The following is a 24,263-nucleotide window of genomic DNA, read 5'->3' on the forward strand; positions in this document are numbered from 1 at the left end:
ATCTTGCCCCCTTATCACTAATTAAATTCAGTTTCTAAACAGTACCGTAGAACCGTGATTTAGGCTAGTTAATAGCAGAGTCTTCTCATTAACCACGTCAATTCGGCGGCTTTGTTCTGCATCTAGCTTAAAGATTTGAGTAATTAAACGTAGTTGCGCTTCAGAAAAATCCTTGGATTGAGAAGAAGAAATATCTTTGAACTCAGAAGGAGAAACAAGCAGATAGTTATCACTCACTTCCCAGCGACCTTTCTCTGAAATATTAATTGTCGATTCAGCCGTCGAGCCTTGTGCGAACAGTTTGATGTTTGCCACGCGAATGTAATCGCCATTCGGCAGGTACTTAACGTTCGACTCCACATTCACTCGACGTAACGGGCCTACGGTATCGTCTGGCAAGTTATCAGTAATCACAGTCACCATGGTTGACTGCCATTCATTTGATGTAAGCACTTGCTCAACTTTAAGGTCACTGCCCCAGTACAACCAACCACTGAAAAGGATAGATACGGCCAAAACCGCAGATGCTACTTTAATCTTCATGCTGGCCTCCTTTATTTGCAGATGTCTGTTGGATCGTTTTGACCTGCGAAAATACGCAATGTCACGTTCTCATACGAGTGGTTGCTGTCATGAATGTAGTTCAAAATCAGCTGGTTATTTTGTCCGCCAGTGGCAATCACTTCCACTGGTAAGGAGTCTTCTGCATGGTGCTTAACGTAGCGTTCAATGCACTGCTCAATAGAAGGCAACCAGTTGTTGATTTGCGGGTGATTTACAGGTGTCATCACTGGTACGTTCTGATACTCACCAATCTGACGGAACTGAGATTCCGCAGGGTTTGTAAACAGCAGTACGCAAATCGGTAGTAATAGTGCCAAAAATAAAATAACGCGTGGAATCCATGGATTCACAGCAGAAGCCACAGGTGCTTTTTCAGGTACTACTGGCGCTTCTGGTTCAACGATTGCGTCAGAAGGCGTCGCCAAAGACGGCTCTACGATCGTTTCTACCTCATTAGCAGAGGCGTCATTGTTATCAGAAGCTGGCTCTTCAACTTCAATTGAGCTTGGGTCTGAAGAAAGTGGGCTTAGGCGTTCAACAGTACAAATGAGTTGATAGCCTCGTTTTGGAACGGTTTTAACAAACTCTGGAGATTTGGTTGAATCCTTCAACATCTTACGCAGAGTAGAAATCGCTTGAGTCAGGCTTGAGTCATCCACCTCAAAACCTTGCTCACGCCAAACAAACTCGTGAAGCTCGTTACGGGTTAAAACTTCGTTTGGTCTCTCCGCCAACATCAGGAGTATACGGCTTTCGTTGCTTCCTAATCGTACAACTTCGTTGCCGCTTTGTTGGTCAGCGAGCGAATTACTATTTGGATCAAAGGTAAACCTTTGAGCAAGTAGAAATTTGGTGCCGATGTTAGTCATTTAGTTCTTCTTAGATGGATGATGTTGTAATTATGGTGATTTATATCACAAAATTACGTTTGCGCATGGGAGATACGCGACGTTTTAGATGCTTTTAGGGGGGTAGGATAATTAAATTTTTCTAAAAAAACACCGTTTTTAGCAATATTGACCTTGAATTTACATTTGTCAGCCACATGTTAAATGACATCTTAGTGTGGTGATTTCATGGGGCTAAATCACAAAGTCGTCCCTGAAAAAGCCTGTTAGTTTAGATGTTATGGAGCACACATGAGCGAAACCGTATCTCAAAATAAAGAAACTCGTGGTTTTCAATCAGAAGTAAAACAACTACTTCATTTAATGATCCATTCTCTTTATTCCAATAAAGAGATCTTTTTGCGCGAGCTGATTTCTAACGCATCAGATGCATCAGACAAATTGCGTTTTCAGGCACTTTCGAATCCAGATTTATATGAAGGTAACGCAGATCTTGGCGTTAAGCTGTCGTTTGATGAAAGTGCAAATACCCTAACGATTTCTGATAACGGTATCGGTATGAGCCGCAATGACGTTATCGAACATTTAGGCACCATCGCAAAATCAGGCACCGCGGAATTCTTCTCAAAGCTTTCAGAAGAGCAAAGCAAAGACTCGCAATTGATCGGCCAATTTGGTGTTGGCTTCTACTCTGCATTTATCGTTGCTGATGCGGTGACCGTGCGCACTCGTGCTGCAGGTTTGCCAGCAGATGAAGCTGTGCAATGGCATTCTGCGGGCGAGGGTGAGTACACCATTGAAAACATCACTAAAGAATCTCGTGGTACTGACATCATTCTTCACATGCGTGACGAAGGTAAAGAGTTCTTAAATGAATGGCGTCTGCGCGATGTCATCAGCAAGTACTCGGATCACATCGGCATTCCTGTTTCTATCCAAACTGTAGTGCGTGATGAAGACGGTAAAGAGACAGATGAGAAGAAATGGGAGCAAATCAACAAAGCTCAAGCGTTGTGGACGCGCAATAAAGCAGATATCTCAGATGAAGAGTACCAAGAATTCTACAAACACGTTTCACACGATTTCGCTGATCCATTGGTGTGGAGCCATAACCGCGTAGAAGGTAAAAACGACTACACTAGCCTACTTTACATCCCATCGAAAGCGCCATGGGATATGATGAATCGTGATCATAAGTCAGGTCTGAAACTGTACGTGCAACGTGTGTTCATTATGGATGATGCTGAACAGTTTATGCCGTCTTACCTGCGTTTCGTACGTGGCTTGATTGATTCAAACGATCTGCCACTCAACGTTTCGCGTGAAATTCTACAAGACAACAAAGTGACTCAGTCGCTACGCAATGCATGCACGAAACGTGTACTGACCATGCTTGAGCGCATGGCGAAGAATGATGAAGAAAAATACCAATCATTCTGGAAAGAGTTTGGCCTAGTGTTGAAAGAAGGCCCAGCGGAAGACTTTGCGAACAAAGAGAAAATTGCAGGTCTGTTGCGTTTTGCTTCAACAGAAGTTGATTCTGCGGAACAAACCGTTGGTCTCGCATCCTACGTTGAGCGCATGAAAGAAGGTCAAGATAAGATCTACTACTTAACTGCAGACAGCTACGCGGCGGCGAAGAATAGCCCTCACTTAGAGCAGTTTAAAGCGAAAGGCATCGAAGTCATTTTGATGTTCGACCGCATTGACGAGTGGTTGATGAACTACCTAACTGAGTTTGATGGTAAGCAGTTCCAATCGATTACAAAAGCTGGCCTTGACTTGAGTAAGTTTGAAGACGAAGCCGATAAAGAAAAGCAAAAAGAAACCGAAGAAGAGTTCAAATCGGTTGTTGAGCGTACCAAGTCTTACTTGGGTGATCGCGTGAAAGACGTGCGTACGACCTTTAAACTTGCATCTACGCCCGCAGTCGTTGTGACGGATGATTACGAGATGGGGACTCAGATGGCGAAGCTGCTTGCTGCCGCAGGTCAAGCTGTGCCAGAAGTGAAATACATCTTTGAAATCAACCCAGAGCACGAACTTGTTAAGCGCATGGCGGATGAAGCGGATGAAGAAGCGTTTGGCCGCTGGGTCGAAGTGCTACTTGGTCAAGCCATGTTAGCAGAGCGCGGCTCGATGGAAGATCCAACGCAGTTCTTGGGTGCTATCAACAAGCTTTTGACTAAGGTTTAATAAGTCATCAATATCGAAAAGCTCGCATAATGCGAGCTTTTTGTTTGTTGTCGCAAAATTTCGCATTACAGGTGTTGAGTTAATAATCAATAGCTGCAGAAAGAGGGTGTTGTTAACATTCTTTAGTCTTAATTCACTCTTTGCTCTGTGAACCTGTGATAGAATCTGTGACTTGAATGTGAGTAATAAGGCGTGTATTTTTGCCCGCCTATATACCTTATACCGAAACTTATCGTTGCGAGCGCTTCTAGGGTTTATGCCTGCGAAGCACAGCTATTGTGAGCTTCGGTATAAATCTTAAATATAAAAGAGGATAAATCATGCGCATCATTCTTCTAGGTGCTCCAGGTGCAGGTAAAGGCACACAAGCAAACTTCATCATGGATAAATACGGTATTCCACAAATCTCTACTGGTGATATGCTTCGTGCTGCTATCAAAGCAGGTACAGAACTTGGCAAACAAGCTAAAGCTGTTATCGACGCTGGTCAGCTAGTTTCTGATGAAATCATCCTTGGTCTTATCAAAGAGCGTATCGCTCAAGACGATTGTGAGAAAGGTTTCCTACTAGATGGTTTCCCACGCACTATTCCTCAGGCTGATGGCCTAAAAGAAATGGGCGTTGAAGTAGATTACGTTATCGAATTCGACGTAGCTGACGATGTGATCGTTGAGCGTATGGCTGGTCGTCGTGCTCACCTTCCTTCAGGTCGTACTTACCACGTTGTTTACAACCCACCTAAAGTGGAAGGTAAAGACGACGTAACGGGTGAAGATCTTGTTGTTCGCGATGACGACAAAGAAGAAACAGTACGTGCACGTCTAGGTGTTTACCACGAGCAAACTGCACCACTTATCGATTACTACGGTAAAGAAGCTGCAGCAGGCAAAACTAAGTACCTAAAATTTGACGGTACTAAGCAAGTAGCTGAAGTAAGTGCTGATATCGAGAAGGCATTAGCATAATAGGTAATACCTATTATCAAAATTTTTAATAATTTTGTTATAGTGAAGCGGCCGTAAGGTCGCTTTTTTTATACATTTTATATGCTGGGAAAACAAAGGGACGCAATGCAAACTAAAAATAAACAAGGTGTGTTACTGGTTAACCTAGGAACACCTGATGAACCTACCGCTCCAGCGGTTAAGCGCTTCTTAAGTCAGTTTCTTCATGATCATCGTGTAGTCGATATGGCACGATGGCTTTGGTGTCCAATTTTACATGGTGTGATTCTTCCAATACGCTCGCCAAAGGTCGCTAAGTTGTATGAATCGGTATGGATGGAAGAGGGCTCACCTTTAATGGTGTATTCCAAACGCCAGGCAAAGAAACTTGCTCAGCATCTCGATATGCCTGTGGAACTCGGCATGACTTATGGCAACCCAAGCCTTCAATCTGGTTTTGAAGCTCTTATCGCTCAAGGTGTGGAAGAGGTTATTGTGCTACCGTTGTACCCACAATATTCTGGGACAACCACCGCAGCCGTGTCTGATGGAATCACAAAAGCGTTTAAGCAACTGCCAGTGATGCCAGCATTCAGCTTTATTCGCGATTATCACGATCATCCAGTGTACATCGAAGCGCTTGCACACTCGGTTCGACAATACTGGGAAGAGTATGGCAAAGGGGATTACTTGCTGTGTTCATATCACGGTATTCCTAAACGTTATGCAGACAATGGCGACATTTATCCTCAGCATTGTGAAGCGACCACTCGCTTGCTCGGTGAGGCGCTTGGTTTATCATCGGATCAGATTGGTATGTCTTATCAGTCTCGTTTTGGCCGAGAAGAGTGGCTACAGCCTTACACTGATAAAACATTGGAAACCATCACCAGTAAAGGCGTGAAGAAAATTGATATCATGACTCCTGCATTTTCATCTGATTGTTTAGAAACGTTGGAAGAAATAGCTGGAGAGAACAAAGAGATCTTTATGGAAGCGGGTGGTGAGCAGTTCCACTATATTCCATGCCTTAACGACGATGACATGCATATCGATATGATGGCAGAACTAGTACGCAGCAAGCTGTAGAGCTTTGGTTTTCTGTACTGAATGAATACAGAAAAGGGTCGCGATTGCGACCCTTTTTAGTAACTTTGAAACCATGTTAAGCAACTTGTGTTTGTTGCTCTTCAATTTGTTCTGCAGTGCTGTGAGTGTTTTCTGCACCGTGCATCCAACGAACAAGCGTGTTCGAGAATAACATTAGAATCACACCACTGATCAATGCGGTTACTGCGATGCCACTAAAGATAGCCATTGCACCAAGTTCACCCACATGAGAACCCACGTAACCAGCGACATAGTTCGCAATAGCGTTACAACCAAACCATGCACCCATCATCAACGATGCAAGACGTAGCGGAGCCAGTTTGGTTACAAGAGACAGACCAATAGGGGATAGGCACAGTTCGCCCAAAGTATGGAAGAAGAACGCGCCAACTAGCCATAGCATGGATGTTTTCACGTTAGTATCACCACCTTGTTCCATTACTGCACCAACCATGCATAGGAAGCCTAGTGCCAAGAAGAACATAGCTAAAGCAAATTTCGCTGGTGAGTTTGGTTCACGTTTACCTAGTTTCACCCATAGAACCGCAAGGACAGGCGCAAGCGTAATGATAAAGAATGGGTTTAGTGACTGGAACCAAGCTGCAGGTACTTCAAAACCGCCAATCATACGATCGGTGTACTGCTGAGTGTAAATGTTCATCAGACCGCCAGCTTGCTCGAAACCAGCCCAGAATACGATAGTAAACAGGCTCATCACCAAGATAACTTTAATGCGATCTACTTCTTCTTTGGTAAGAGGCTGTTTTGTTTTGGCGTTCTTATTGTTTAGGTCGCGTTTCGCGGCTGGCTCACGGCCAATATCACCAAGCCAAGACTGTGAAAGTGACATTTGCATGACAAGGCTGATTATCATACCCACGCCCGCTGCTACGAAACCTGCTTTCCAACCAAATGAGTTCGTTACAGATCCAGAAACCACGCCGGCTAGCAGAGCACCAAGGTTGATACCCATGTAGAAGATAGTGAAAGCGCCATCACGACGGTTATCACCTTCATTGTAAAGGTCACCAACCATGGTAGAGATATTTGGCTTGAATAGACCGTTACCACAAATAAGCAGAGCAAGACCTAAATAGAAAGTGTGAAGTGCTCCGAAGCCTAGTGCGTCAGCCGGAAGTGCCAGTGTGAACTGGCCGATAGCCATTAATGCACCACCAAGCAAAATTGAGCGGCGTTGGCCAAGGTAGTTATCGGCAAGGTAACCACCAATCAATGGGGTAATGTAAACAAGGCCGGTGTAAATGCCATAAAGGTCGAGCGCGTCTTTCGTTGACCAGCCCAAACCACCATTCATTGTGGTATCAGTTAAGTAGAGTACTAGAATGGCACGCATTGCGTAGTAGGAAAAGCGTTCCCAGAGTTCTGTGCCGAACAATAAGAACAAGCCACGAGGGTGACCGAAATATTGATGTTGGTTTGACATAAGCTCTTCTAATAGTAGTTATTACATTTTTTAACGACACCTACGTATACATTGCAATTTAACTGCTTACAAACAATAAAATTTTGCCTTACGACTAAATAACATTGTTAAGTCACTGTTTATTTTTGATTTTGTGGAGCTTTTGTTGGTGGTTGGTGTGTGTTACAAACTTAATTTTCATTTTTGCCTATGGACTTATTTTCTTAACCTTTTGAAAAAGTGTAAGTTATGCGAACAATGTATAATGTTCTTCTTATGGATAATTTGAATATTCATGACTCACCTTTAGCTTAATGCTAGGATGAAACAAAAATATAATTGGCTAGTAATAAAATGAAACGTTGGTATTTACTTTATTGTAAGCGTGGAGAACAAATAAGGGCTAAGCAGCATCTTGAAAATCAAGGTGTTGAGTGCTTCTACCCAACTGTAGAAGTCGAAAAAATCTTGCGCGGTAAGCGACAAAAGGTCGAAGAACCGTTGTTTCCTTGTTATGTATTTGCACGTTTTGATTATGAACAAGGCCCGAACTTTACGTCGGTTCGGTCGACGCGCGGTGTTGTCGACTTTGTTCGATTTGGTGCCCAACCAAAAGAAGTTCAAGGCGATCTTGTGTTTGAGTTGAAGCAGCTAGAGAAATGCTGCACAGAAAAAAACATACCCGAATGCATGCCTAAACCAGGTGATCAGGTTCGTGTTAAGAGCGGACAATTTGCAGGTATTGATGCCATTTTCCAAGAACAAGACGGAGAGAAGCGTTCAATCATGTTGGTGCAAATGATCTCGAAGCGAGTGCCAGTTAGCATTGATAACACCGATTTAGACTTAAAGTAGTCGCTAATAACACCAACACAAAAAAGAGGTGCGCACGCACCTCTTTTTGATCTTAACGTCAACAAGTTAAATAATTGGGCTGGATTGCTGCTCCAGCCCAATTCTACTTAGTAAGCGTCGTTGTGAACGGTTTGCACTGCACGGCCTGAAGGGTCAACACAGTTCTTGAATGACTCATCCCACTCAATCGCTTTCGCTGATGAACACGCTACAGAAGGACCACCTGGTACACATTCTGCAGCTGATGGTAATGGGAACAACTCCTCAAAAATTTCGCGGTATACGTAACCTTCTTTAGTTGTTGGTGTGTTGTATGGGAAGCGGTACTGAGCCGTTTCCATCTGTTGATCGGTCACTTTCTCTTCTGCTACGGCCTTCAAAGTGTCAATCCAGCTGTAACCTACGCCATCAGAAAACTGCTCTTTTTGACGCCAAGCGATTGAGTCTGGTAAGTAATGCTCAAAACATTCGCGAAGAATGTGTTTTTCCATCTTACCGTTGCCACACATTTTGTCTGCAGGGTTTAAGCGCATTGCGACGTCAATAAACTCTTTATCCAAGAATGGTACACGGCCTTCAACGCCCCATGCCGCCAACGATTTGTTCGCACGGGCACAGTCAAACATGTTTAGAGCCAGCAGTTTACGAACCGTTTCTTCGTGGAACTCTTTTGCGTTTGGCGCTTTGTGGAAGTACAAGTAACCACCGAAGATTTCATCAGCGCCTTCACCAGAAAGCACCATTTTGATGCCCATTGCCTTGATTTTACGGCCCATAAGGAACATCGGCGTTGAGGCACGAATCGTTGTTACGTCATAAGTCTCGATGTGGTAAATCACGTCACGAATAGCATCCAAACCTTCTTGAATGGTGTATGTCATTTCGTGGTGAACGGTACCAATTTTTTCTGCCACTTCACGTGCTGCTTTTAAGTCTGGAGCGCCTTCAAGACCAACCGCAAAAGAGTGAAGTTGAGGCCACCATGCTTCTGATTTTTCATCGTCTTCGATACGCATCGCAGCATAGCGTTTTGCTACCGCAGATGTGATGGATGAATCCAGACCACCAGATAGTAGTACGCCGTATGGTACGTCAGTCATTAGTTGACGTTTCACCGCTGCTTCCAGTGCTTCTGTTAGTTCTTCTTTACTCGTGCTGTTACCTTGAACAGCGGCATATTCGTTCCAGTCACGGATGTAGTAACGCTGAGGTTCTGTATCTTTTGAGCTGTAGTGCGAACCTGGAGGGAATTCGCTGACTGTTTTACAAACGGGTACGAGTGCTTTCATTTCGGAAGCGACGTAGTAGTTACCGTGTTCATCGTAACCTTGGTAAAGTGGAATGATACCGATATGGTCACGACCTACTAGGTACTCATCTTTTTCTTCATCGTACAGTACGAAAGCAAAAATGCCGTTTAGCTCTTCAAGAAGATCAGCACCCATGTCTTGATACAGCGCTAAAATAACTTCACAGTCAGAGTCTGTTTGGAATTCGTACTTGCCTTCGTAGCGAGCGCGAATCTCTTTGTGGTTGTAGATCTCACCGTTAACGGCAAGGATTAGTTTTTTATCAGGGCTGTATAGTGGTTGAGCACCGCTATTTAGACCAACGATAGCCAAGCGCTCGTGAGCTAGGATTGCTCTTTCTGAAGAGTAGATACCAGACCAGTCAGGGCCACGGTGACGAAGCTTTTTCGACATTTCTAACGCGATAGGACGCAGTGCCGCTGCATCACTTTTAATGTCTAAAATCCCAAATACTGAACACATACAACATCCTTTCTAAACTAAACAATTTCTAATCGGTATGGATTCAATTTGCCATTCTGAGTAAAAAAAGCAACGTTTTGTGATTAAAAAAATGATAAAAAGCCTTGTTGATTAAATAATATTTAACTTATTTGTTGTTTTAATGAATGGAATTAAGGTTTGGTATGAAAATTAAACAAAAAAGCCTCTCTATTGATAGAAAGGCTTTTAATTGGTAGTAGCGTTGTTGCGTATTTTTAGGGTTATTTTATTGAAGTGAACTGAGGTTCTAGTTGTTTGCACACGTGTCGCGCAAAACCACTACCTGCTTCGCTGTATATATTAAAGGCAGCGTCCACACCACTTTCCAACAAACCTTCTAGTTGGTCTGGATATTCTGCAATAGCGGCAATTTGCCCTTTGTAGTTTCTACGCTGAAGTTGTTCTAGTGCCGTTTGATTACCTTGATGGTGTGGCATTGCCAATAAAACTAACTTTACGTGACCAGTATCTAGGATTCGTTCCCAAAAATCTGGGTCGGTAGCATCCCCTGAAATGACATTACGTCCTTCTGAACGGTGTTGTTGTGCTGCTTCTTCACGGATCTCAATCCCCAGAGAAATCTTGCCGTAACGTGCGCGTAGCTCGTCATATGCACCGGTACCAATTCGCCCCATGCCTAGAATAAGTACTTGAGCATGTCCCGGGTTGATCAACTGGTCACGTTGGTTGAGTTTCTCTGCAGCCGTTTCTTGTAACCATTTACCGGAATGTTGATAAATTTTATGGCCCAAGCGATTTAGAGGTGCTGAGATAATAAAGGATAGTGAAACCGCTACAGCAATGGCTGCGAGCATGTCACTCGGCATCCACCCCATTTTGTACGCCAGGCCACCGACAATGAGCCCGAACTCGCTGTAGTTAAACAGTGATAAAGAAGCGAGTAGGGAAGTACGCACGCGAAACTTAAAGTGGTTGATGGTCAGGAAGTATAGCAATCCTTTAATAGGCAGAAGGACAATGAATAAAAGCGCTAGTGCGATACCCGTTAGACTCAAAGATGCGGATAGGCCGATATTTAAGAAGAAGCAGACGAGAAAGAGCTCTTTCATATTAAATAGCGATTTAGACAACTCTGACGCTTTACGGTGACCAGCGAGCATCATGCCAAGAATCAAGGCGCCAAGGTCTGGTTTCATTCCAACTAACTCAAACAGTCCGGCACCCACAACAAGCGCGAAGAAAATGCCGAACAGCACTAACATCTCGCCGTGGCCTACTTTATCCAATAACTTGTAAAACAGCGGGCGCAGAAGAGGAAGAGCAAATAGACCTATGGCGTACCATTCTGGCACTTTGCCTGTCGAAACAGTCAGAAACACGACGGCGAAGATATCTTGCATAACCAAAATACCGATGGCCAGTGTGGCGTATGTCGCGTTGAGTTCACCTTTTTCCTGCAGTGTTTTTACCGCGAAAACAGTGCTAGAGAAGGAAAGTGCAAAGGCTAGGAGCAATATCTGCCCGCTTTCCATACTTGCAAGGGACGTTAATCCAAGCAGTTTTAGTCCTGACAACGCAAGGGCAAAAAAAGCGGTTGAAAGAATATTGTGCGCTGTTGCACCGCCCCAAATTTCTTTGGAAAGCAATGTTTTTACATCGAGCTTTAAGCCAATAGTAAAAAGCAAAAGAGTAACGCCGAGATCAGCCAGAGTGACAATAACGTCATTACTTTGATAGCCAAAGGCATGTAAGCCAAAACCTGCTAGTAGAAAACCAACTAGAGGGGGAAGGCTGCATTTGAGCGCGATGAAGCCTGCTAAAAAAGCCGTTGTAATTAGAATAATTTCCATACTGTTGAGCTAGATTCCTGATATACGAAAACGGGCTGTGAAAACACAGCCCGAGATTGTAACTCAATTAGTTGTATAAACTTAGTCTTCTAGTAACTTTTGTAACAAAACGCCATTTAACATCGCTCGTTTTATCATGGCGAAAGCGCCCATTGTTGGCTGCTTATCAATGTGAGAAGCCACAATTGGAAGATCGTTATGGAATGTTTTCAGTGACTGGTTTTCTACATTTCTTTGAATTGCAGGGAAAACAATGTCTTGTGCAGCGGTGATGTCACCTGCAATCACGATTTTTTGTGGGTTAAACAAGTTGATGGTGATAGCGATGGCTTTACCCAACTGGTTACCAACACGTACTAAGCTCTGTTTCGCGAGCTCATCACCGTTCATAGCATGAGTGCATACATCTTCAATCGTAATGTGCTCCAATTGCGTTAAGCTAGACTCATAGCCTTGTGCTATGAGCTGTTTAACGCGTTGGATGATCGCTGGGTTAGCAGCAACCGTTTCAAGACAGCCAAAGTTGCCGCATTGGCATTGCTCACCAAGAGGGTCAATTTGAATGTGGCCAATTTCACCTACGTTACGGTTAAAACCTAGAAACACTTGGCCGTTAACAATGATGCCTGCGCCAGTACCGCGGTGTACACTGACTAAGATAGAGTCTTGGCAATCTTGGCTAGCACCAAAATAATGCTCCGCAAGTGCCATACCACGGACGTCGTTACCGACAAAACAAGCCGTATTGAACTTCTCTCGGATAATTTCACCAAGCGCAAGGTTATCAATATCCGTATTTGGCATGTACTCAACGACGCCTGTCGTAGGGTTAACTAGGCCTGGTAACGTAATACCGATAGCAATCAACTGGTCAATTTTATCTTGGCAACGACTTACGAAGTCTTTTAATAAATCAATAAGACCTGCAATCAAATCGGCTTGGTTGGTGTAGTGAAGTTCGTGTTGATCTTCTGCCAGTGCAGTGCCGCCTAAGTCATAGAGACAGAATTGAACGTAGTCTCGACCCAAACGAACGGCGATAGAGTGAAAAGGCTTCACTTCAGTGGTCAATGAGATTGCTCGACGACCACCTGTTGAAGCTTGTTGGGCGACCTCTTTAATGAGGCCGCGTTCCAATAGTTGACGGGTGATTTTGGTAACACTCGCTGGAGCGAGCTGGCTAACATCCGCGACTTGAATTCGGGAGATAGGACCTTGCTGATCAATCAGCCTGTATACCGCAGCGCTGTTAAGCTGTTTTACTAAATCTACATTACCAATCTGTCCGCCATTCATGCTTAATTTTGCTCGTATTGTCCGTTAACAACCGTCGCTTTAACGTTGAAGTCACGATCGAAAATAGTCAGGTTTGCAACCATGCCTTTTCGAATACGGCCGAGACGGTCCTCAACGCCAATTGCTGTCGCTGGGTACAGTGTAGCCATTCGTAGAGCTTCTTCTAAAGCGATACCTGCGTGCTCAACTGTGTTCTGAACTGCTTCAATCATAGTCAGAGCTGAGCCGCCTAGTGTGCCGTTTTCATCAACACACTTACCATCTCGGTAATATACTTTCTTACCGACAAAAATAAAGTGATCAATGTTAGCACCTGCCGGAGCTGTGGCATCGGTCACCAAAACAAGCTTTTCACCTTTGATTTTATGAGCAATTCGAATGTTTGCGTAGTCTACGTGGAAGCCGTCAGCAATGATGCCTGCGTAGATCTCTGGTGTATCGTAAATAGCACCAACCACTCCTGGCTCACGACCAACCATAGGAGTCATCGCATTGAATAGGTGAGTTGCAAAAGTAATACCGGCCTCAAAACCTTTGCGTGCTTCAGCATAGGTCGCGTTTGTGTGACCGATTGATACCACAATGCCTGCAGTTTTTAGGCGTGCGATATGTTCAGGGTCGTTCTGCTCTGGCGCAAGAGTTACTTTGGCAATGATGTCTGCATTTGAGCAAATAAGGTCAATCATGCCGTCATCGGATGGACGGATGAAGTCAACGCTATGAATACCTTTTTTCGCGACGTTAAGGTATGGGCCTTCAAGATGTAAGCCAAGCGATTGGTTTTGGTATTTTTTGTGATATTCGCGAGCTGCGGAGATTGCCGCGCGCATATCTTCATCAGAAGAAGTGATCAGCGTAGGAAGGAAGCTGGTACAACCCGACTTTAGGTTTGCTTCGTGCATGATTTGCATCGTTTCTGCTGTGATAGCATCGTTCAACATGACGCCGCCACAACCGTTCAGTTGCAGGTCGATAAAACCAGGACTTAAGTTAGCTCCATTAAGATCTTTTACTTCAATGCCTTTCGGTAGTTCAGCAACGGGCACAATGGATTGAATTAGATCGTTTTCAACGATGACCGCATGATCGGTAAGAACATCACTACCGGTATAGATTTTACAGTTACTTAGCGCGTACATAGTCAGCTAGTCCTTATAGATGAGAATTCAATTTCTGTATCGTTATCTAATCGGCGACTGAATGAGTCATGTGGGTACTTAGTTTGTATCACTGAATTAGATAACGAGTCACATACAGCAAGTTGCGTTTTATCGATGTCATTGTCAGAGTAACTAACTGAAAAATAATAAATGAATTGTTTTTTATGATTCTTTTTCAGAGCAAAGTTACTAAGAATTACCCGCCGAGATACCAAAATAACACTGATTCTGCCTTGCATAAAGTGCGAGAATATTATCTTTAAAACGCCATTTTTTCGTATAATAAAATAAGTTTTATGATCTCGCTAGCAAAAACCTTTCGAAAGGGCAAATTGTGGTGATTATGATCACAAACAATGAGCTTTTAATTTGCGGAGCAAAATTAATGTCATAAACTGACGATGACTAAATTGAACGACTGAAATAAGTCATTCAACATAACATCGAATCCTATAGGGGGAACTTAAGGTGAATATTCTCGGATACGCGCAGAAGTTAGGTAAAGCTCTTATGCTTCCTATCGCGACTTTGCCAATCGCAGGCTTGTTACTGCGCTTGGGCCAACCTGATGTATTTGACATCGCGTTTATGGCACAAGCCGGTAACTCAATCTTCTCTAACCTTCCATTGTTATTTGGTCTAGGTATCGCGATCGGCTTATCAAAAGACGGTCAAGGTGCTGCAGGTCTTGCTGGTGCGGTTGCGTACTTCGTACTTACTGCGACAGCGTCAACAATCGATGCGTCAGTTAACATGTCATTCTTCGGTGGTATCATCGCAGGTATCATTGCTGGCCATTCTTACAACGCTTTCCATGCTACACGTCTTCCTGAGTGGCTAGCATTCTTCTCTGGTAAGCGCCTAGTGCCAATTATGGCTGGTTTGTTCGCCCTAGTTGCTGGTGCTGTTTCAGGTATTGTATGGCCAACAATCCAAGGTGGTCTAGATGCACTTGCTCACGGTATCTCTACTTCTGGCGCAATCGGTCAGTTTGTATACGGTACGCTTAACCGTGCTCTAATTCCTGTAGGTCTACACCACGTACTGAACTCTTTCTTCTGGTTTGGTATGGGTTCTTGTCAAGAAGTGCTAGTTTCTGGCGCAACAGCTGCTGGTCAAGCTCTTCCTGCACTACAACAACTTTGTGTTGACCCAGCTCTAGCTAAGACTCTTGTTGCTGGTCAAACTCACACATTTGAATTCGCTAACTCAGTAACTCCAGAAATTACAGCAACTGTTAAAGAAGTAACTGAAACAGTTAAATCTGGTGACCTACACCGTTTCTTCGGCGGCGATAAGAGCGCTGGTGTATTCATGAACGGTTTCTTCCCAGTAATGATGTTCGGCCTACCGGGTGCAGCACTTGCTATGTACCTAGCAGCTCCTGTTGAGAAACGTAGCCAAGTTGGTGGTGCATTGTTCTCTGTTGCATTCTGTTCATTCCTAACTGGTATCACAGAGCCTCTAGAGTTCATGTTCGTATTCCTAGCTCCTGCTCTATACGCGATTCACGCAGTGTTCACTGGTTTATCGCTAGTTGTTGCTAACATGCTTGGTACGCTACACGGCTTCACATTCTCTGCTGGTCTAATTGACTACTTGTTGAACTACGGTCTAGCAACTAAACCTCTACTACTAGGTGCAGTTGGTCTTGGCTTCGGTGCTCTTTACTTCTTCACATTCAGCTTCGCAATCCGCGCGTTTAACCTAAAATCGCCAGGCCGTGAAGATGATGATAGCCAAGCAGCAGCACCAGCAGGTGAAGCAAAAAGTGGTGACCTAGCTCGTCAATACCTAAAAGCGCTAGGTGGTCATGACAACCTAACTTCAATTGACGCATGTATCACTCGTCTACGTCTAACTCTGAAAGATCGTTCAGTAGCTGATGAAGAAGTGTTGAAGAAACTAGGTGCGAAAGGTGTTGTTAAACTAGGTGAAAACAACCTTCAAGTTATCCTTGGTCCTCTAGCAGAAATCGTTGCTGGTGAAATGAAAGCAATCGGCGCAAACGAAGACCTATCGAATGTAAAACTACCATAATTACATCGAACTAATATTTGATTAGAGACCTCCTTCGGGAGGTCTTTTTTTGTTTTAGTGCTTTGAATCTGCTGTGCATTCACGCGAACTCGATAAATATTGCCGTTTTAGCGCGAGTTCTTGTTGTCTAATGGCTTAGAATTGTGGATCATTAGAAACAATGCACTCTGTAAAACCATATCGGATACAGAGTTCCGTTTTCTCTGACAATACTTATATTTTTGAGGTGCTATAGATGAGTGAAGCTGATGCTCGTCCATCAAACTTTATTCGCCAGATCATTGATAAGGATCTAGCGGATGGCAAACACACTAGCGTGCATACTCGATTCCCGCCGGAGCCAAATGGCTACCTGCACATCGGTCATGCTAAGTCTATCTGTTTGAACTTCGGTATTGCTCAGGACTACCAGGGTCAATGTAACTTACGTTTCGACGATACAAACCCTGAAAAAGAAGACATCGAATACGTTGAGTCTATCAAGAAAGATGTAAACTGGTTAGGCTTCGAGTGGGATGGTGAAGTATGTTACTCATCAAACTACTTCGACAAGCTTTACGAATATGCAATTGAATTGATTAACAAAGGCTTAGCGTACGTAGATGAGCTAAGTCCAGAGCAGATTCGTGAGTACCGTGGCACGCTAAAAGAGCCAGGTAAGCCAAGCCCATACCGCGACCGTTCTGTTGAAGAAAACTTAGCGCTATTTGAAAAAATGCGCGCAGGTGAATTTGAAGAAGGTAAAGCGTGTCTTCGTGCGAAGATCGATATGGGTTCGTCATTCATGGTTATGCGTGATCCAGTTCTATACCGTGTACGTTTTGCTACTCACCATCAAACGGGTGATAAGTGGTGCATTTACCCAATGTACGACTTCACACACTGTATCTCTGATGCGCTAGAAGGCATTACACATTCTATCTGTACGCTAGAGTTCATGGACAACCGTCGTTTGTACGACTGGGTACTAGACAACATCACAATTGATTGTCGTCCTCATCAATACGAGTTCAGCCGTCTAAACCTAGAATACACAGTGATGTCTAAGCGTAAGCTAAACCAACTAGTAACCGAAAAATTGGTTAACGGTTGGGATGATCCTCGTATGCCAACAGTATCTGGTTTACGTCGCCGTGGTTTCACACCTGCGTCAATCCGTGAATTCTGTAAGCGTATCGGTGTGACGAAGCAAGAAAACATGATCGAGTTTAGCTCGCTTGAATCTTGTATTCGTGACGACCTAAATGAAAATGCACCTCGTGCGATGGCTGTGTTGGACCCTGTTAAAGTTGTTATTGAGAACTTTGAAGTGGGCGCTGTAGAAAATCTAACGCTGGCTAACCATCCAAATAAACCTGAAATGGGCGAGCGTGAAGTACCGTTTACTCGTGAAGTTTGGATCGAGCGTGAAGATTTCCGTGAAGAAGCGAACAAAAAGTACAAGCGTCTAGTTCTTGGTAAAGAAGTTCGTTTACGTGGTGCTTACGTGATCAAAGCTGAGCGTGTTGAAAAAGACGCGGAAGGCAACATCACAACGATTTACTGTACTTACGATCCTGAAACGCTAGGCAAAAACCCAGCAGATGGTCGTAAAGTTAAAGGCGTAATTCACTGGGTATCTGCGGATAAAGCGCTACCAGCAGAAATTCGCCTATACGATCGTTTGTTCACTGTTCCAAATCCTGCAGCAGCAGAAGACTTCGCTTCAACCATTAACCCTGATTCACTCGTTGTGATCAATGGTTTCGTTGAGCCGAGCCTGGCATCTGCAGAAGCAGAGCAAGGCTACCAGTTCGAGCGTATGGGTTACTTCTGTGCGGATTCTAAAGATTCAACTGCAGATAACCTAGTGTTCAACCGCACGGTTGGCCTACGTGATACATGGGCGAAAATTGAGAACCAATAATCTCAATCGTTACCTATAGAAAAATGCCAGCAATTGCTGGCATTTTTGTTTTTGGATTAAGCAAAACAAAAAGTACAGATACAATAAACGCCAGCTTTAACTGGCGTTTATTTTTAATCTACAAGCAAATTATTTTGCAGGTTTGTGCGCATCTGGGTTTTCTTTGCAACCACCGTCACTGCATTTACCGTATAGGTATAAGCTGTGGTTTGTTAGCGTCACATTGTACTTAGCTGCTATTTCGCGTTGGCGCTCTTCAATGATATCGTCAGAAAACTCAATTACTTCACCACAGTCTAGACATACTAGGTGGTCGTGGTGATGTTGAGTTGACAATTCGAAGACTGACTTGCCACCTTCAAAGTGGTGACGAGTAACAATACCTGCATCGTCGAATTGGTTTAGAACGCGATAAACAGTTGCTAGACCTATCTCTTCACCTAGATCAATCAGCTTTTTGTACAAATCTTCAGCACTGATGTGCTGGCAGTCTGGCTGCTGAAGTACTTCTAGAATTTTTAGCCTTGGAAGGGTAACTTTTAGACCCGCATCCTTCAGCGCCTGATTATTATCTGACATATACTTTCCCGTTGGATCATCTGCAGCGATTTAACAGAATTCAATATTCCTACCATTATAGGCGAAGCGCTAAAAACATTAAACCACGAACTTCAAAGGGTTAATAGAATCTTTTTGTAAATTGGAAATGGGTCGATTATATTACAGATCTGACCAGTTACAATTTTGTAACATGAGCTTAGAGAGGGCACGGACTGCAATGAATAAGCGACTCGCGAAGATTTATAAACCAGGGATTGTGAAATTTGCGTTGAATGTATGGCCACCATTTTGGGGGGCCGGAATTAAAATCTTACATATTTCTGAAGACTTCCGAATGGTTAAAGTTCGTTTGAAACTTCGCTGGTGGAACAAAAATGCCAATCGTACACAGTATGGAGGCAGTATTTTTTCCTTAACCGATCCCATTTACTCTCTCATGTTGATGGGTATTCTACGTGAAGAGTATTACGTGTGGGATAAAGAGGCGAGCATCAACTTTATCAAGCCAGGACAAAGCGATTTGTTTGCTGAGTTTAAGATCACGGATGGCATGCTAGACGAGATCTATCAGATGACTCGAAACGGCGAAAAGTGCTTTCCTGAATTCATTACGCATGTAAAAGACAAACAAGGGAATATGGTATCTGAAGTTCAGCGCAAGTTATATGTGAGAAAGAAGCCTCAATATCGAGAAGAAGAGGCGGTAACGGAAGCGCCTTAATTTAATGCTATAAAAAAGACCTCTAATCGGAGGTCTTTTTTAATACTTACTTAGCCTTCTAGCTCAGCTAGGCACATTTCTTCGTAAATCTGCTTAACCCAGTTTTCGACGCGTTGGTCAGTCAACTCAGGTTGACGGTCTTCATCAATACATAGACCTACGAATTGGCTGTCGTTGCCTTCAACAAGTGCTTTTGAAGCTTCAAACTCGTAGCCTTCAGTTGAAGTATGACCAAGAATTGTGCCGCCTTTAGACTCAACGATGTCACGCACTGTACCCATCGCATCGCAGAAGTATTCTGCGTAGTCTTCTTGGTCGCCACAGCCGAAGATAGCCACTAGCTTAGTAGAGAAATCGATCTGCTCAAGTTCAGGGAAGAAATCATCCCAATCACATTGTGCTTCGCCGTAGTACCAAGTAGGGATACCTAGAAGAAGAAGATCAAAGTTATCAATGTCTTCTTTGCTGCTTTTCGCGATGTCTTGAACGTGAACTAGATGTTTGCCTAGTTGCTTTTGAATCATCTTTGCAACGGCTTCAGTATTACCTGTGTCGCTACCGAAGAAGATACCTACACTTGCCATAGAGTCTATACCTTTACATTGTTTGTTATGGGCAATGGTACTGAGGGTTTAACCTAACCCCGAGCCTTCCCAAGTGAGCTGAATAATACCTTTTGCAATAAAGCCAGCACAGCCTAGGAAAAGGACTAACCATACAATACGACGACCAAAAACAGGTACATTGCCTTGCTTTAGCACATCTTTTATTGCCATCCCGATGAAAAAGAAGATAGCAGCAAAAAGAAGATCGAGCCCAATAGACTCGAGCATATCCATATAGTCGTAAAGCATTTTAGTCCTTCATGCCGAAAAATCTTGGGCGCACTATACCATTGTTACACAGCATTGTTAATGCACTACAAGGAGGGTTATTTCAATAATCTATTGTTGCTTTTCGAATTTGTTAACTCGAAATGTATTTCCGGATCACTCGCATCACTTCAGCTGGTTTTTCTGCGTGTAACCAATGGCCTGTGTTGGCAATAATGTGTGCTTTAGCTTGTTTGAATTGTCGTTGTACTGACGGTTGGTGCTCTGGCATTAAGTAGTCCGAATCTCCGCCTTTAATGAAGAGTGTCGGGATCTCGGTAGGAGCAATATCTTGCCAGCCAATGATCTCAGCATAGTTACTTAATAAACTGTTGACGTTAAATCGCCAAGCCATATGGTCTTCGTTTTTAAACAGCGATTTTGAGAGAAATTGCCTAACGCCATCCATCTCAATGTGTTGAGCTAATATTTCTAACGTTTGTTGACGGTTCGCAGGTTTTTCTTTGATAACGGCCAGCAAACCATCAAATACGTTGTCGTGACGATTGGTCTGGTAAGCTACTGGTGCCATGTCCAATACGACCAACTGTTTCACAAGATTTGGTGCTATATCAGCGAGTTTCATCGCGACTTTACCGCCCATTGAATGGCCGACGATTATCGATGGCTCAACGTTTAAGTGCTGAAGAAGCGTCGCGACATCTTGTGCCATGTCAGTGTAGTTATGAGTATCAGAGTGGAAAGAGAGACCGTGATTGCGTAGGTCGATACTGATCACTGAGTGATCTTCAACAAGATCACGAGCCAATAGGCCCAGATTACTTAAACTACCAAACAATCCGTGAATCAAAACAACTGTTTGGCCTTGGCCTTCCTGCTTATAGTTGAGTAATGCTGACATTTTATCTTATTCGTGATGGGTTTAACGTGGAGTATCCGAAAGGATCTCGTTATAATCCCCCAGAGTTTAAACATTGAGAATGTGAAAAGCGAATGAAAACAATTGAGGTTGATGAGGATCTATACCGTTACATTGCTAGCCAAACTAAGCATATCGGTGAAAGCGCCTCGGATATTTTGCGACGCCTTTTAAACCTTGATGGTCAGTTGCAGGTAGCAGAATCGGCACCAGCAGTAGAGAAGCCACAAGGGATTGTAGTAAGTAAAGATGCGGGCAAAGCAGAATCTATTGATGTAGTGAAAGAGATGCGTTCGCTGCTAATTTCTGATGAGTTTGCCGGTCTAAAGAAAGCGATTGATCGCTTTATGTTAGTACTATCGACCTTACATAAGTTAAATCCAGAAGGCTTCGCACAAGCGACAAACGTAAAGGGACGCAAACGCGTTTACTTTGCAGACAATGAAGAAACCTTACTGGCCAATGGTAACACCACCAAGCCTAAAGCCATTCCAGGTACGCCGTTTTGGGTTATCACAAACAACAATACCAGTCGTAAGAGACAAATGGTTGAACAAGTGATGACGCACATGGAGTTCCAACCTGACTTGATAGAAAAAGTAACAGGTTCAATCTAAGAAACCTGATAGAAGCCTCATAATGCGTCGCAGTTAGCGGATATTATGAGGCTTTTTTGTAATTTTATTATTTTTAAAAGAAAGGATGTCAAACATGGCTATGCACCCTCGTGCTGGGCAAAAAGCGCAGCAGGAAGATCTCCATAATATTCCAGCGTTAGTTGCTAACTACTTCTTACTTCAGCCTGATGCTAATAATGCGGAACATAAGGTTCAATTCGGTACTTCTGGTCACCGTGGCACAGCAGACAAGCAAACTTTTAATGAAAACCACATTCTTGCTATCGCACAAGCAGTTGCAGAAGTACGTGCCAAGCAGGGGACTACAGGGCCGTTGTTTGTGGGCAAAGATACCCACGCGTTGTCAGAACCTGCGTTTTCAAGCGTAATCGAAGTTTTGATTGCGAATGGTGTAAAAGTCATCGTACAGCAGGATAATGGCTACACACCAACACCTGGCATTTCTCACGCTATCTTAACTTACAATCTAAAGCATGATGAGAAAGCGGATGGCATCGTTATCACACCGTCTCATAATCCACCACAAGATGGCGGTATTAAGTACAATCCAACACATGGTGGTCCAGCAGAAGCTGAATTGACTCAAGCGATTGAAGATCGTGCGAACGAGATCATTGCTGGTGGCCTAAAAGATGTGAAGCGTCTAGCGCTAGCAGAAGCGAAAGCATCTGAGCTATTCGTAGAGATGGATTTGGTGAAGCCTTACATCGATGACTTAGTAAATGTTATCGATATGGAAGCGATCCAGAAATCGAAGTTGAAAATTGGTGTGGATCCACTTGGTGGCAGCGGCATTGATTACTGGCGTCAAATCGGCCAAGCATACAACTTAGATCTGACCTTGGTCAGCGAAGCGATTGACCCATCATTCCAGTTCATGTCGCTTGATAAGGACGGCGTGGTTCGTATGGACTGTTCTTCTCCATACGCAATGGCTGGTCTGCTAGCTCTGAAAGATGAATACGATCTTGCGTTTGGTAACGACCCAGACTATGACCGTCATGGTATCGTGACGCCGAAAGGTTTGATGAACCCGAACCATTTCTTAGCGGTTTGTATCGACTACCTATACCGTCATCGTGAGGCGTGGGGTAAAGATGTTGCTGTTGGTAAGACGCTGGTTTCAAGTGCACTTATTGACCGAGTAGTAGCCGATTTGGGTCGTGAACTGTGTGAAGTGCCTGTCGGCTTCAAGTGGTTTGTCGATGGCCTTTACACTGGCAAGTTTGGTTTTGGTGGTGAAGAGAGCGCAGGTGCCTCTTTCCTACGTAAAGATGGAACACCATGGTCAACAGACAAAGACGGCATCTTACTATGTTTGTTAGCGGCAGAGATTACTGCGGTAACGGGTAAAAACCCACAAGAGTACTACGAAGAGCTTGCCGCTAAACATGGTGAGTCTAAGTACAATCGTATTCAAGCGGTAGCGAATGGACCTCAAAAAGACGTGTTGAAGAAACTGTCGCCAGAAATGGTTGCAGCAGAAACACTGGCAGGTGATCCGATTACGGCGCGTCTAACACACGCTCCTGGTAACGGTGCGGCGATTGGCGGATTGAAAGTGACGACTGAAAATGGTTGGTTTGCTGCTCGTCCATCGGGTACGGAAGACATCTACAAAATCTATTGTGAAAGCTTCAAGGGTGAAGAACACCTAAAACAAATTGAAGCTGAAGCACAAGAGATTGTGAATCAAGTATTTGCAGCTGCAGGTTTGTAATTAAACCTACTCTGACAAAAAGGCGACCAGATGGTCGCCTTTTTTACAACTCGTCGTTAACTCTCTATTTATGAGCCTTTGGATTTTGTGGCCAATTATCTGGCACGATAAACCAGAACTCGCCATCTGCTGTTTGTGCATGCTCAAATCGCTCCATTGGTTTTTCAATCGGCTGAGAAAAATCATCCGTACCAATAGCCCAGTTGGGTTTGCTTAAGTGGTAAAGCGGTTTATTGATCAAACTCCATTGGCTTTGATAACACCAATATCCACTGATTTGGCTTGGATTGAGAGCAAAGCCTAAGCACTCTTTCGGTGGTACTTCATTAGAAAATGGATTGATGTAAAGTCGTCCTTGCATCAACAAGCGTTCCTTTGGAGACTGATCCAGAGGAAGCATTTGTCTAAATTCAGGCCTTTCGCTCATTTTCAATTGGTGGGAGAGCATTCTATCCAGTTTTGTATGCAATTGATCGTGCGCGTTAGGGCCATACCAAACACCTTCATGTAAAAGATAAAACTTAATCGCTACTTCCCAATGTTCTAGTTGGTCCAATGTTCTATTTTTGAGTATGAGATCTATCGCACCAATGGTTTTTCCGTCGCTATCGTTGAGTTGAATTTCTTCTGCAAGAATTTCATATTGTTCTGAATTAGCAAGTGCAGCGGTACATAAATGCTGATACAAAAAACCCAGTCTCGGGTTCCCTTGGTACTCTTCAGATTCATCCAGAGGTTTAATCGATAAGTCTTCCAATGTAGCAAAAGGAGGGAGCAACTGAAAAAGAGGAGGAGAAGAGGTGATCCATTGATAAAGACGTTGCAGTTGATTCATCCTGATTCCTTAGTGATGTTGATAAAGCAGCGAGCCTCGTTATTGTAACTAAATTTGGTTAGTAGAATAGGGTAGCTAGCATCAGTGTCA

The 24,263-nt window shown here is 43.7% G+C and carries 21 protein-coding genes; 9 read left to right on the plus strand and 12 right to left on the minus strand.

Features of this window, described 5'->3' with window-relative positions:
* Nucleotides 1-27: 27 nt before the first annotated feature.
* Nucleotides 28-543, minus strand: coding sequence for a transmembrane regulator ToxS (gene toxS / locus BIW15_RS16970; protein ID WP_005454545.1), 516 nt, complete (start codon nt 541-543; stop codon nt 28-30).
* A gap of 11 nt (nt 544-554) precedes the next feature.
* Entirely contained in the window at nt 555-1,433 is an 879-nt protein-coding gene (gene toxR, locus BIW15_RS16975; protein WP_077281325.1) for a transcriptional regulator ToxR, read from the minus strand.
* Nucleotides 1,434-1,703: 270 nt separating this feature from the next.
* Here toxR and htpG point away from each other — a divergent pair, with 270 nt between their 5' ends.
* The 3 genes from htpG (at nt 1,704) to hemH (ending at nt 5,641) form a co-directional block, all read left to right on the plus strand.
* Nucleotides 1,704-3,608 carry a molecular chaperone HtpG gene (gene htpG, locus BIW15_RS16980; protein ID WP_005478520.1) on the plus strand — a complete coding sequence of 635 codons (1,905 nt, stop codon included), beginning with the start codon at nt 1,704-1,706 and terminating at the stop codon, nt 3,606-3,608.
* Nucleotides 3,609-3,928: 320 nt separating this feature from the next.
* On the plus strand, nt 3,929-4,573 hold the full coding sequence (gene adk / locus BIW15_RS16985) for an adenylate kinase (RefSeq protein WP_005454556.1): 645 nt from the start codon (nt 3,929-3,931) through the stop codon (nt 4,571-4,573).
* A 105-nt stretch (nt 4,574-4,678) separates the two neighbouring features.
* Entirely contained in the window at nt 4,679-5,641 is a 963-nt protein-coding gene (gene hemH, locus BIW15_RS16990; RefSeq protein ID WP_077281326.1) for a ferrochelatase, read from the plus strand.
* A gap of 76 nt (nt 5,642-5,717) precedes the next feature.
* Here the strand turns inward: hemH and BIW15_RS16995 are convergent, their stop codons facing one another.
* The gene (locus tag BIW15_RS16995) at nt 5,718-7,106 is read right to left on the minus strand and encodes a peptide MFS transporter (RefSeq protein ID WP_005454549.1); all 1,389 of its coding nucleotides are present in this window, start codon (nt 7,104-7,106) and stop codon (nt 5,718-5,720) included.
* Nucleotides 7,107-7,439: 333 nt separating this feature from the next.
* Here BIW15_RS16995 and rfaH point away from each other — a divergent pair, with 333 nt between their 5' ends.
* A complete protein-coding gene (gene rfaH / locus BIW15_RS17000) occupies nt 7,440-7,940 on the plus strand; it encodes a transcription/translation regulatory transformer protein RfaH (RefSeq protein WP_077281327.1) in 501 nt (166 codons plus the stop codon).
* 107 nt (nt 7,941-8,047) lie between these two features.
* Here rfaH and asnB read toward each other — a convergent pair whose 3' ends face one another.
* The 4 genes from asnB to nagA all read right to left on the minus strand — a co-directional run bounded on the left by asnB (nt 8,048) and on the right by nagA (nt 13,979).
* Nucleotides 8,048-9,712 carry an asparagine synthase B gene (asnB, locus tag BIW15_RS17005; protein WP_023585938.1) on the minus strand — a complete coding sequence of 555 codons (1,665 nt, stop codon included), beginning with the start codon at nt 9,710-9,712 and terminating at the stop codon, nt 8,048-8,050.
* 242 nt (nt 9,713-9,954) lie between these two features.
* Nucleotides 9,955-11,544 carry a cation:proton antiporter family protein gene (locus BIW15_RS17010; RefSeq protein WP_005454558.1) on the minus strand — a complete coding sequence of 530 codons (1,590 nt, stop codon included), beginning with the start codon at nt 11,542-11,544 and terminating at the stop codon, nt 9,955-9,957.
* 81 nt (nt 11,545-11,625) lie between these two features.
* The gene (locus BIW15_RS17015; RefSeq protein ID WP_005454586.1) at nt 11,626-12,840 is read right to left on the minus strand and encodes an ROK family protein; all 1,215 of its coding nucleotides are present in this window, start codon (nt 12,838-12,840) and stop codon (nt 11,626-11,628) included.
* Nucleotides 12,841-12,842: 2 nt separating this feature from the next.
* Nucleotides 12,843-13,979, minus strand: a complete 1,137-nt coding sequence (gene nagA / locus BIW15_RS17020) for an N-acetylglucosamine-6-phosphate deacetylase (RefSeq protein WP_005478503.1) — start codon at nt 13,977-13,979, stop codon at nt 12,843-12,845.
* A 489-nt stretch (nt 13,980-14,468) separates the two neighbouring features.
* Here nagA and nagE point away from each other — a divergent pair, with 489 nt between their 5' ends.
* Nucleotides 14,469-16,040 carry an N-acetylglucosamine-specific PTS transporter subunit IIBC gene (nagE, locus tag BIW15_RS17030; RefSeq protein WP_005454584.1) on the plus strand — a complete coding sequence of 524 codons (1,572 nt, stop codon included), beginning with the start codon at nt 14,469-14,471 and terminating at the stop codon, nt 16,038-16,040.
* Between the two features lie 235 nt (nt 16,041-16,275).
* Nucleotides 16,276-17,946: a glutamine--tRNA ligase gene (gene glnS / locus BIW15_RS17035; RefSeq protein WP_025500207.1), complete on the plus strand. Its 1,671-nt coding sequence runs from the start codon at nt 16,276-16,278 to the stop codon at nt 17,944-17,946.
* Nucleotides 17,947-18,075: 129 nt separating this feature from the next.
* Here glnS and fcrX read toward each other — a convergent pair whose 3' ends face one another.
* Nucleotides 18,076-18,525, minus strand: coding sequence for a ferric iron uptake transcriptional regulator FcrX (gene fcrX / locus BIW15_RS17040; RefSeq protein ID WP_005489847.1), 450 nt, complete (start codon nt 18,523-18,525; stop codon nt 18,076-18,078).
* A 199-nt stretch (nt 18,526-18,724) separates the two neighbouring features.
* On the opposite strand from fcrX, the gene BIW15_RS17045 reads away from it, so the two are divergent.
* Complete coding sequence (locus BIW15_RS17045) at nt 18,725-19,228, plus strand: DUF4442 domain-containing protein (RefSeq protein WP_077281328.1); 504 nt, start codon at nt 18,725-18,727, stop codon at nt 19,226-19,228.
* Between the two features lie 50 nt (nt 19,229-19,278).
* Here BIW15_RS17045 and fldA read toward each other — a convergent pair whose 3' ends face one another.
* The 3 genes from fldA to BIW15_RS17060 all read right to left on the minus strand — a co-directional run bounded on the left by fldA (nt 19,279) and on the right by BIW15_RS17060 (nt 20,962).
* The gene (gene fldA / locus BIW15_RS17050) at nt 19,279-19,812 is read right to left on the minus strand and encodes a flavodoxin FldA (RefSeq protein WP_077281329.1); all 534 of its coding nucleotides are present in this window, start codon (nt 19,810-19,812) and stop codon (nt 19,279-19,281) included.
* Between the two features lie 48 nt (nt 19,813-19,860).
* Entirely contained in the window at nt 19,861-20,082 is a 222-nt protein-coding gene (locus tag BIW15_RS17055) for a DUF2788 domain-containing protein (RefSeq protein WP_005461613.1), read from the minus strand.
* 112 nt (nt 20,083-20,194) lie between these two features.
* Nucleotides 20,195-20,962 carry an alpha/beta fold hydrolase gene (locus BIW15_RS17060; protein ID WP_024702835.1) on the minus strand — a complete coding sequence of 256 codons (768 nt, stop codon included), beginning with the start codon at nt 20,960-20,962 and terminating at the stop codon, nt 20,195-20,197.
* Between the two features lie 92 nt (nt 20,963-21,054).
* Here BIW15_RS17060 and seqA point away from each other — a divergent pair, with 92 nt between their 5' ends.
* Together seqA and pgm are read left to right on the plus strand one after the other, a co-directional pair.
* The gene (seqA, locus tag BIW15_RS17065) at nt 21,055-21,597 is read left to right on the plus strand and encodes a replication initiation negative regulator SeqA (RefSeq protein ID WP_005489857.1); all 543 of its coding nucleotides are present in this window, start codon (nt 21,055-21,057) and stop codon (nt 21,595-21,597) included.
* 94 nt (nt 21,598-21,691) lie between these two features.
* Nucleotides 21,692-23,338, plus strand: a complete 1,647-nt coding sequence (gene pgm / locus BIW15_RS17070) for a phosphoglucomutase (alpha-D-glucose-1,6-bisphosphate-dependent) (protein ID WP_020904111.1) — start codon at nt 21,692-21,694, stop codon at nt 23,336-23,338.
* A gap of 64 nt (nt 23,339-23,402) precedes the next feature.
* On the opposite strand, the gene BIW15_RS17075 is transcribed toward pgm, so the two are convergent.
* The gene (locus BIW15_RS17075; protein ID WP_025517402.1) at nt 23,403-24,173 is read right to left on the minus strand and encodes a DUF1853 family protein; all 771 of its coding nucleotides are present in this window, start codon (nt 24,171-24,173) and stop codon (nt 23,403-23,405) included.
* Nucleotides 24,174-24,263: the final 90 nt, after the last annotated feature.

It is taken from the genome of Vibrio sp. SALL6 (genome assembly GCF_002002385.1).
In the GTDB taxonomy this organism is placed as follows: Bacteria; Pseudomonadota; Gammaproteobacteria; order Enterobacterales; family Vibrionaceae; genus Vibrio; species Vibrio parahaemolyticus.

Coding starts and splice junctions, on each gene's coding strand:
- toxS (WP_005454545.1), bottom strand. CDS start 543: ATGAAGATTAAAGTAGCATCTGCGGTTTTGGCCGTATCTATCCTTTTC.
- toxR (WP_077281325.1), bottom strand. CDS start 1,433: ATGACTAACATCGGCACCAAATTTCTACTTGCTCAAAGGTTTACCTTT.
- htpG (WP_005478520.1), top strand. CDS start 1,704: ATGAGCGAAACCGTATCTCAAAATAAAGAAACTCGTGGTTTTCAATCA.
- adk (WP_005454556.1), top strand. CDS start 3,929: ATGCGCATCATTCTTCTAGGTGCTCCAGGTGCAGGTAAAGGCACACAA.
- hemH (WP_077281326.1), top strand. CDS start 4,679: ATGCAAACTAAAAATAAACAAGGTGTGTTACTGGTTAACCTAGGAACA.
- BIW15_RS16995 (WP_005454549.1), bottom strand. CDS start 7,106: ATGTCAAACCAACATCAATATTTCGGTCACCCTCGTGGCTTGTTCTTA.
- rfaH (WP_077281327.1), top strand. CDS start 7,440: ATGAAACGTTGGTATTTACTTTATTGTAAGCGTGGAGAACAAATAAGG.
- asnB (WP_023585938.1), bottom strand. CDS start 9,712: ATGTGTTCAGTATTTGGGATTTTAGACATTAAAAGTGATGCAGCGGCA.
- BIW15_RS17010 (WP_005454558.1), bottom strand. CDS start 11,544: ATGGAAATTATTCTAATTACAACGGCTTTTTTAGCAGGCTTCATCGCG.
- BIW15_RS17015 (WP_005454586.1), bottom strand. CDS start 12,840: ATGAATGGCGGACAGATTGGTAATGTAGATTTAGTAAAACAGCTTAAC.
- nagA (WP_005478503.1), bottom strand. CDS start 13,979: ATGTACGCGCTAAGTAACTGTAAAATCTATACCGGTAGTGATGTTCTT.
- glnS (WP_025500207.1), top strand. CDS start 16,276: ATGAGTGAAGCTGATGCTCGTCCATCAAACTTTATTCGCCAGATCATT.
- fcrX (WP_005489847.1), bottom strand. CDS start 18,525: ATGTCAGATAATAATCAGGCGCTGAAGGATGCGGGTCTAAAAGTTACC.
- BIW15_RS17045 (WP_077281328.1), top strand. CDS start 18,725: ATGAATAAGCGACTCGCGAAGATTTATAAACCAGGGATTGTGAAATTT.
- fldA (WP_077281329.1), bottom strand. CDS start 19,812: ATGGCAAGTGTAGGTATCTTCTTCGGTAGCGACACAGGTAATACTGAA.
- BIW15_RS17055 (WP_005461613.1), bottom strand. CDS start 20,082: ATGCTTTACGACTATATGGATATGCTCGAGTCTATTGGGCTCGATCTT.
- BIW15_RS17060 (WP_024702835.1), bottom strand. CDS start 20,962: ATGTCAGCATTACTCAACTATAAGCAGGAAGGCCAAGGCCAAACAGTT.
- seqA (WP_005489857.1), top strand. CDS start 21,055: ATGAAAACAATTGAGGTTGATGAGGATCTATACCGTTACATTGCTAGC.
- pgm (WP_020904111.1), top strand. CDS start 21,692: ATGGCTATGCACCCTCGTGCTGGGCAAAAAGCGCAGCAGGAAGATCTC.
- BIW15_RS17075 (WP_025517402.1), bottom strand. CDS start 24,173: ATGAATCAACTGCAACGTCTTTATCAATGGATCACCTCTTCTCCTCCT.